This is a genomic window from Kitasatospora sp. NPDC029367 (assembly GCF_055569135.1).
Genome location: NZ_JBVHYH010000144.1, coordinates 1 through 6,327, shown reverse-complemented (window position 1 = coordinate 6,327; position 6,327 = coordinate 1). Strand labels below are relative to the sequence as shown.

6 protein-coding genes are annotated in these 6,327 nt (G+C 70.6%); 5 read left to right on the top strand and 1 reads right to left on the bottom strand.

The window, feature by feature from the left end; translation table 11 throughout:
* Nucleotides 1-185 precede the first annotated feature (185 nt).
* A complete protein-coding gene (locus tag ACZ4W5_RS37615; RefSeq protein WP_465659724.1) occupies nt 186-1,049 on the top strand; it encodes an Fpg/Nei family DNA glycosylase in 864 nt (287 codons plus the stop codon).
* A 25-nt stretch (nt 1,050-1,074) separates the two neighbouring features.
* On the opposite strand, the gene ACZ4W5_RS37610 is transcribed toward ACZ4W5_RS37615, so the two are convergent.
* The gene (locus tag ACZ4W5_RS37610) at nt 1,075-1,935 is read right to left on the bottom strand and encodes an SAM-dependent methyltransferase (protein ID WP_465659722.1); all 861 of its coding nucleotides are present in this window, start codon (nt 1,933-1,935) and stop codon (nt 1,075-1,077) included.
* 468 nt (nt 1,936-2,403) lie between these two features.
* On the opposite strand from ACZ4W5_RS37610, the gene ACZ4W5_RS37605 reads away from it, so the two are divergent.
* From ACZ4W5_RS37605 to ACZ4W5_RS37590, 4 genes are all read left to right on the top strand, one after another.
* Nucleotides 2,404-3,012: a polysaccharide deacetylase family protein gene (locus tag ACZ4W5_RS37605; protein WP_360235280.1), complete on the top strand. Its 609-nt coding sequence runs from the start codon at nt 2,404-2,406 to the stop codon at nt 3,010-3,012.
* A 164-nt stretch (nt 3,013-3,176) separates the two neighbouring features.
* Complete coding sequence (locus ACZ4W5_RS37600) at nt 3,177-3,509, top strand: hypothetical protein (protein WP_360235283.1); 333 nt, start codon at nt 3,177-3,179, stop codon at nt 3,507-3,509.
* 137 nt (nt 3,510-3,646) lie between these two features.
* The gene (locus tag ACZ4W5_RS37595; RefSeq protein ID WP_465659720.1) at nt 3,647-4,519 is read left to right on the top strand and encodes a sulfurtransferase; all 873 of its coding nucleotides are present in this window, start codon (nt 3,647-3,649) and stop codon (nt 4,517-4,519) included.
* A 153-nt stretch (nt 4,520-4,672) separates the two neighbouring features.
* Complete coding sequence (locus ACZ4W5_RS37590; RefSeq protein WP_465659718.1) at nt 4,673-6,187, top strand: M1 family metallopeptidase; 1,515 nt, start codon at nt 4,673-4,675, stop codon at nt 6,185-6,187.
* The last annotated feature ends 140 nt before the right edge of the window (nt 6,188-6,327 follow it).

Here is a 6,327-nt window from a genome sequence, read left to right as displayed (position 1 = left end):
ACGCCCCTCTCCGCACCCACCCCCTCCACCGCCCCCTCCCGCAGCGCGTCCCTCTCGCCTGGGTCGGGTGGGGGGAGGGGGGTGGTGGGGGTGGGCGGGTGGGAGGTGGGGGTGTGGGTGGTTGGGGTGGGTGGGTTGGTGGGATCTGTCGTGCGGGTGGGAGGGGGTGGGGAGAGACTGGGCGCATGCCGGAGTTGCCTGAGGTGGAGGCGCTGAGCGCCTTTTTGGCTGAGCGGTTGGTCGGGCGGGAGATCGCTCGGGTGGAGCCGGTGGCGATCAGTGCGCTCAAGACGTACGACCCGCCGGTGGGGGCGTTGGAGGGGCGGGCGGTGGGGGCGGTGGGGCGGCGGGGGAAGTTTCTGGACTTCGAGGTGGGTGGGTTGCATCTGGTGGTGCACCTGGCGCGGGCGGGGTGGCTGCGGTGGAGGGACACGCTGCCGGGGGAGCGGGCGAAGCCGGGGCCGCGGAATCCGTTGGCGTTGCGGGTGCGGTTGGTGGGGGAGGGCGGGTTCGATCTGACGGAGGCGGGGACGAAGAAGGGGCTCGCCGTCTATGTGGTGCGGGATCCGGCGGAGGTGCCGGGGGTGGCGAGGTTGGGGCCGGATCCGTTGGATCCGGGCTTCGGGGTGGCGGAGTTCGCTGCTCTGCTGCGGGGGGAGCGGCGGCAGCTGAAGGGGGTGTTGCGGGACCAGAGCGTGGTGGCGGGGGTGGGCAACGCCTATTCGGACGAGGTGTTGCACGTGGCGCGGATGTCGCCGTACAAGTTGGCGTCGAGCTTGACGGAGGAGGAGACGGCGCGGCTGTACGAGGCGCTCGGGGGCACGCTGCGGGAGGCGGTGGAGCGGTCGCGGGGGTTGGCGGCGGGGGAGCTCAAGGCGGAGAAGAAGGTGGGGATGCGGGTGCACGGGCGGACCGGGCTGCCCTGTCCGGTGTGCGGGGACACGGTGCGGGAGGTGTCGTTCGCGGACTCGTCGCTGCAGTACTGCCCGACGTGTCAGACCGGGGGGAAGCCCTTGGCGGACCGGAGGCTGTCGCGGCTGTTGAAGTGAGGCTCACTTCAACAGCCGCATGGTTTCAGCGCTTGATGGCGACGCCGCCCCAGTAGTAGGCGGCCTTCGGGTCGGCCGGGGGTTCGCCGTCGGGGCGCCAGGCGAGGACCGGGGCGAGGCCCGGCTCGACCAGGTCCCAGCCGTCGAAGAAGCGGAGCACGTCGTCGTAGCCGCGGGGGACGAGGGTCATTCCGCCGGCCCGGGCCGCTTCGGCGACCTTGCCGACCGCTTCCGGGGCGAAGTCCGCGGTGGGGGTGGTGAGGGCGAGGCAGCTGCCGGCGGGCAGGGCGTCGCGCAGTGCGGCGACCCGGCCCCAGGGGTCGTCCTCGTCGGCGATCAGCATCAGGACGGCGATCATCAGCAGGCCGACCGGCTGGGTGAGGTCGAGGGTGGAGGTGAGCGCCGGGTCGGAGAACAGTTCCTCGGGCTTGCGCAGGTCGGCGTGGATGTAGGTGGTGCGGCTGGCCGGGCTGGAGACCATCAGGGCGCGGGCGTGGGCGAGCACGATGGGGTCGTTGTCGACGTACACGACGCGGGTGCCCGGGCTGACGGCCTCGGCGATCTCGTGGGTGTTCGGCGAGGTGGGGATGCCGGTGCCGAGGTCGAGGAACTGGCGGATGCCGTGCTCCCGGGCGAGGTGGCGGACCGCGCGGCCCTGGAAGGCGCGGTTGGCCTTGGCCATCTCCTTGACGCTGGGTACGGCCTCCTCGATGGCCTGGCCCATGGCGCGGTCCGGCGGGAAGTTGGTCTTGCCGCCCAGCCAGTAGTCGTAGACGCGTGCGGAGTGCGGAGTGGTGGTGTCGACGCCGAAGCGTTCCCACTGGCTCAGCTCGACGGCGTCCTCGTCCTGCGGGCCCTGCTGGGGGAAGTCCTGACTTCTCGTCATGGCCACGTCCTCTGATGGCAGATCATCACACTGGGGAAGGCACAGCGTAGCGGTCGTGGGGGGAGGCGGGGCGTCCGGCGGGGGGAGAGGTGGCGGCGGGCCGGTGGTGTGGGGGTGGTGTGGGCTGTCGGAGTGGTGATCGGTGCCCGGGGGGAGGGGTGCTGACCAGCGGGGCAAGCATTCAGAATGCTGTCTGATCGTCAGATTACTTCTTCGGTGGCCGCTCGGGTCACCTCGCGCAGGCTGCTGATGGTAGCGGCCGGGATGTCGTTGCTCGGCGGTGCCGCCGCCTGCAGGAGCCCCTGGAGTGGCGGGGGCGTCGCCGCTCCGGAGGGGGTGACGGAGGTGCTGGCGACGGAGGCGCCCGGGTCGCCCGGGGCTCCGGCGCCCTCGCTGACGCCCTCTCCGGTGCCGCCGTCCGTTACTCCGTCGGCCTCTGCCGCGCCGAGCGTCCAGCCGGTTCGCAAGGTGCTCAGCGATGCGGAGAGCAAGCCGGTGTACGACCTGGACCCGGCCCAGCGGGTGGTGGCGCTCACCATCGACGACGGGCCGGACCCCCGGTACACGCCGCAGGTGCTGGCCCTGCTCCAGCAGCACGGGATCCGGGCGACCTTCTTCCTGATCGGCGAGAACGCCGTCGAGCACCCGGGTCTGGTGAAGGAGATCGCGGACCGGGGCCACCACATCGCCAACCACACCTGGACCCATCCGGACCTGCGGCACATGTCCGAGGGGGCCGTCCGGGACGAGCTGGAACGGACCAGCGACGTGCTGCACCGGACCACCGGGCGACTGCCCACCTGGTTCCGGGCGCCGGGTGGGGACTTCTCGCCGGTGTCGCTGCGGGTGGCCGCCGAACTGGGGCTGCGGAACATGGCCTGGTCGATCGACCCGAGGGACTGGTCCCGGCCGGGGACGTCGTCGATCATCGACACGGTCCTCAAGGAGGTGCGGCCGGGGTCGATCGTGCTCAACCACGACGGCGGCGGGGACCGCTCGCAGACGGTGGCGGCGTTGAAGGCGTACCTGCCGGTGCTGATCGATTCCGGGTACCTCTTCACGGCGCCGCCGAATTGACATCGGAATGTCCGAGAATCGGATATCGAGAGGGTAGCGGCTTTGCTGTTTAAACCACCCGAAAGGGTGGATTGGAAGAAGCGTTTCTGCGGATTTTCGGCCTCTAGGGTGATCTCGCACCAGTTCACCGGGTACCTCGAGTACCACCTGAAAGGCTCGTATCCATGCGTCTCCGCAATGCCGTGCTCGCCGTCGTCAGCGCTGCCGCTCTCGTCCTCGCCGTTCCGATGTCCGCCAATGCCGCCACCGGGGACTTCCTCTACAAGGTCGGCCCGCTGCCCGGCGTCCCGGCCGGGCTGGCCGACCCGGAGAGCGGCAAGTGCATCAACCTGCTCGGGGCGACCGAGTCGACCCCGGCCTATGCGCCGGACAACTTCACCACCTCGACGGCCACGGTGTTCCTCGACGAGGACTGCGACGGCGACACCTACTACGTGATGCCCCCCGGCAAGAGGCTCGGCAACCGGCTGAAGCTGCGCTCGGTCGTCTTCTCCTGAGCCGGGTGGCCCGGGCCGGACGGTCGGCGTAGCTTCGAACTGTCCGGCCCGGTCGCCGGTGCCTCGTGATGCCCTCGCGGTCTGCCTGCGCCCGTGGTCGGGTGCCGCAGTCTGGGCAGAGCGAAGGAGGGCCCGGTATGACCGGCAACGGTTACGCGCACCCCGAGGCGTTGGTCCGCACCGAGTGGCTGGCCGATCACCTGGACGACGGGACGGTCCGGGTGGTCGAGGTCGACGAGGACAGCAGCGCCTACGAGCGGGACCACATCCCCGGTGCGGTGGGGTGGAACTGGACCACCGACCTGCACAGCCAGGTCGGGCGGGACTATGCGGACCGCGAGGCCGTCCAGCAGCTGCTGCGGGCGGCCGGGGTGGAGGACGACACCACCGTGGTGCTGTACGGCGGCAACAACAACTGGTTCGCCGCGTACGCGTTCTGGCTGTTGCGGCTGCGGGGGTTCGGGCCGGTGAAGCTGCTGGACGGCGGGCGGAAGAAGTGGGAGCTGGAGCGGCGGGCGCTCACCCACGAGGTGATGGACTACCAGCACTCGGGCTACCGGCTGACCGGTCCGGAGCGGCCGGAGGTGCGGGCGCTGCGGGACGAGGTGCTGGCCAAGGCGGAGGTGTTCGCCAAGCCCGGCGCGGACGCGGTGCTGGTGGACGTGCGCTCCCCGGCGGAGTTCCGGGGCGATCTGATCGCGCCGCCCCACCTGCCGCAGGAGCAGGCCCAGGTGCCCGGGCACATCCCGGGCGCGGTCAACGTGCCCTGGTCGCAGGCGGCCAACGACGACGGCTCGTTCCGCTCGGCGGAGGAGCTGCGGGCGCTGTACGGGGACAAGGGGGTCGGTCCGGAGCGGGAGGTGATCGCCTACTGCCGGATCGGCGAGCGGTCGGCGCACACCTGGTTCGCGCTCACCGAGCTGCTGGGGTACCCGCACGTGAAGAACTACGACGGCTCATGGACGGAGTACGGCTCGCTGGTGCGGGCGCCGGTGGTGCTCGGGGCCTGAACGGGTGGGGCGGGTGGGGTGTGTGACGGCGGTGAGGCGCCGTCATTTCGGCGCGTTTCTTTTCATGAACATCTCATAGTTGGGGAGTGGACCGGGGGCCGCCGGGACAAGGATCGATCCGACCCATCGATCCGGTGATCCTGGAGGACCACGTTGCGCAAGAGGCTGATCGTCTCCGCCGCCAGTGCCCTGAGCCTGTTCCTGGCCGTCCCCGCCTCGGCCGCCGACTTCCAACCCGGCGCGGCCGGGATCGGCGACCCCTATTACCCGAGCTACGGCAACGGCGGCTACCGCGTCTCCCACTACGACATCCGGTTGAAGTACCAGCCCGCGACCGACGAGCTGGAGGGCACCACCACCATCCTCGCCACTGCCACCCAGGACCTCTCCCGGTTCAACCTCGACTTCGCGCTGAACGTCTCCGAGGTGCTGGTCAACGGGCGGCCGGCGGCCTTCGCCACCAGCGGTGAGCAGGAGCTGGAGATCACCCCGGCCCGACCGCTGGCCAAGGGCAGCCAGGCCACCGTGGTGGTCCGCTACAAGGGCGTGCCGTCCACCGTGAAGAAGTACGGCTTCACCGCCTGGCACCGCACTCCGGACGGTGCGGTGGCGGCCGACGAGCCCGAGGCCGCGTGGTGGTGGTTCCCGAGCAACGACCACCCCAGCGACAAGGCCACCTACGACGTGTCGGTGCTGGTGCCGGACGGCAACCAGGTGATCAGCAACGGCGTGCTGACCGGCACCAGCTCGAAGGCCGGCTGGACCCGCTACAGCTGGCGCGAGAACAAGCCCCAGGCGACCTACCTGGCCACCCTCGCCGTCGGGAAGTTCGACATCACCACCGACACCACCGCGAGCGGGCTGCCGGTCTACAACGCGTACAGCAAGGACCTCGGCGACAACGCGGACGCCGCCCGGGCCAGCGTCGAGCGCACCGGCGAGCTGGTGGACTGGCTGAGCGGCTACTTCGGCGACTACCCGTTCAGCTCGGTCGGCGGGTACGTGCCCAACGTCCCGACCGGCTACGCCCTGGAGACCCAGACCCGGGTCTTCTACAGCCCCAAGCAGTTCGCCAAGGGCACCAACACCTCGGTGGTCGTGCACGAGCTGGCCCACCAGTGGTACGGCGACAGCGTCTCGGTCTCGCACTGGAGCGACATCTGGCTGAACGAGGGCTTCGCGAGCTACGCCCAGCTGCTCTGGTCCGAGCACGAGAACGAGGGCACCGCGCAGGAGCTGGCCGACTACATCTACGCCTCGCACCCGGCCGACGACCCGTTCTGGAGCGTCAAGCCGGGCGACCCGGGCGCGGACAACCAGTTCTCCAGTGCGGTCTACGACCGGGGCGCGGTGGCCATCCAGGCACTGCGCAACACCGTCGGGGACGAGAAGTTCTTCCGGATCCTCAAGGGCTGGCCCACCGAGCGCAAGTACGGCAACGCGACCATCGCGGAGTTCCAGGCGTACGCGGAGAAGGTGTCGGGGCAGAAGCTCGGGGACCTCTTCAAGACCTGGCTGTTCACCCCGGGCAAGCCGGCCGTCGGACCGGTGGCACCGGGTGCCGCGACCGCCGCACTGGCGCCGGGGGCGCGGGACGAGGTCCGGGCGCTGGTGGAGCCGAAGTCCTGGAAGAAGATCCAGGAGGCCCACTCGGTGCACGACCACTGACACCCGGTGAGGTGAGGTGACGGGCGTGGGCCGGCCGACAGGCCGGGCTACGCCACTCCCGGGCCCTCCTCCCCCCACAAGTCTGTGGGGGGGGGGAAAGCGAAAGGGGTGAGATCTCGGAACGGGACCAACCCCCCCAG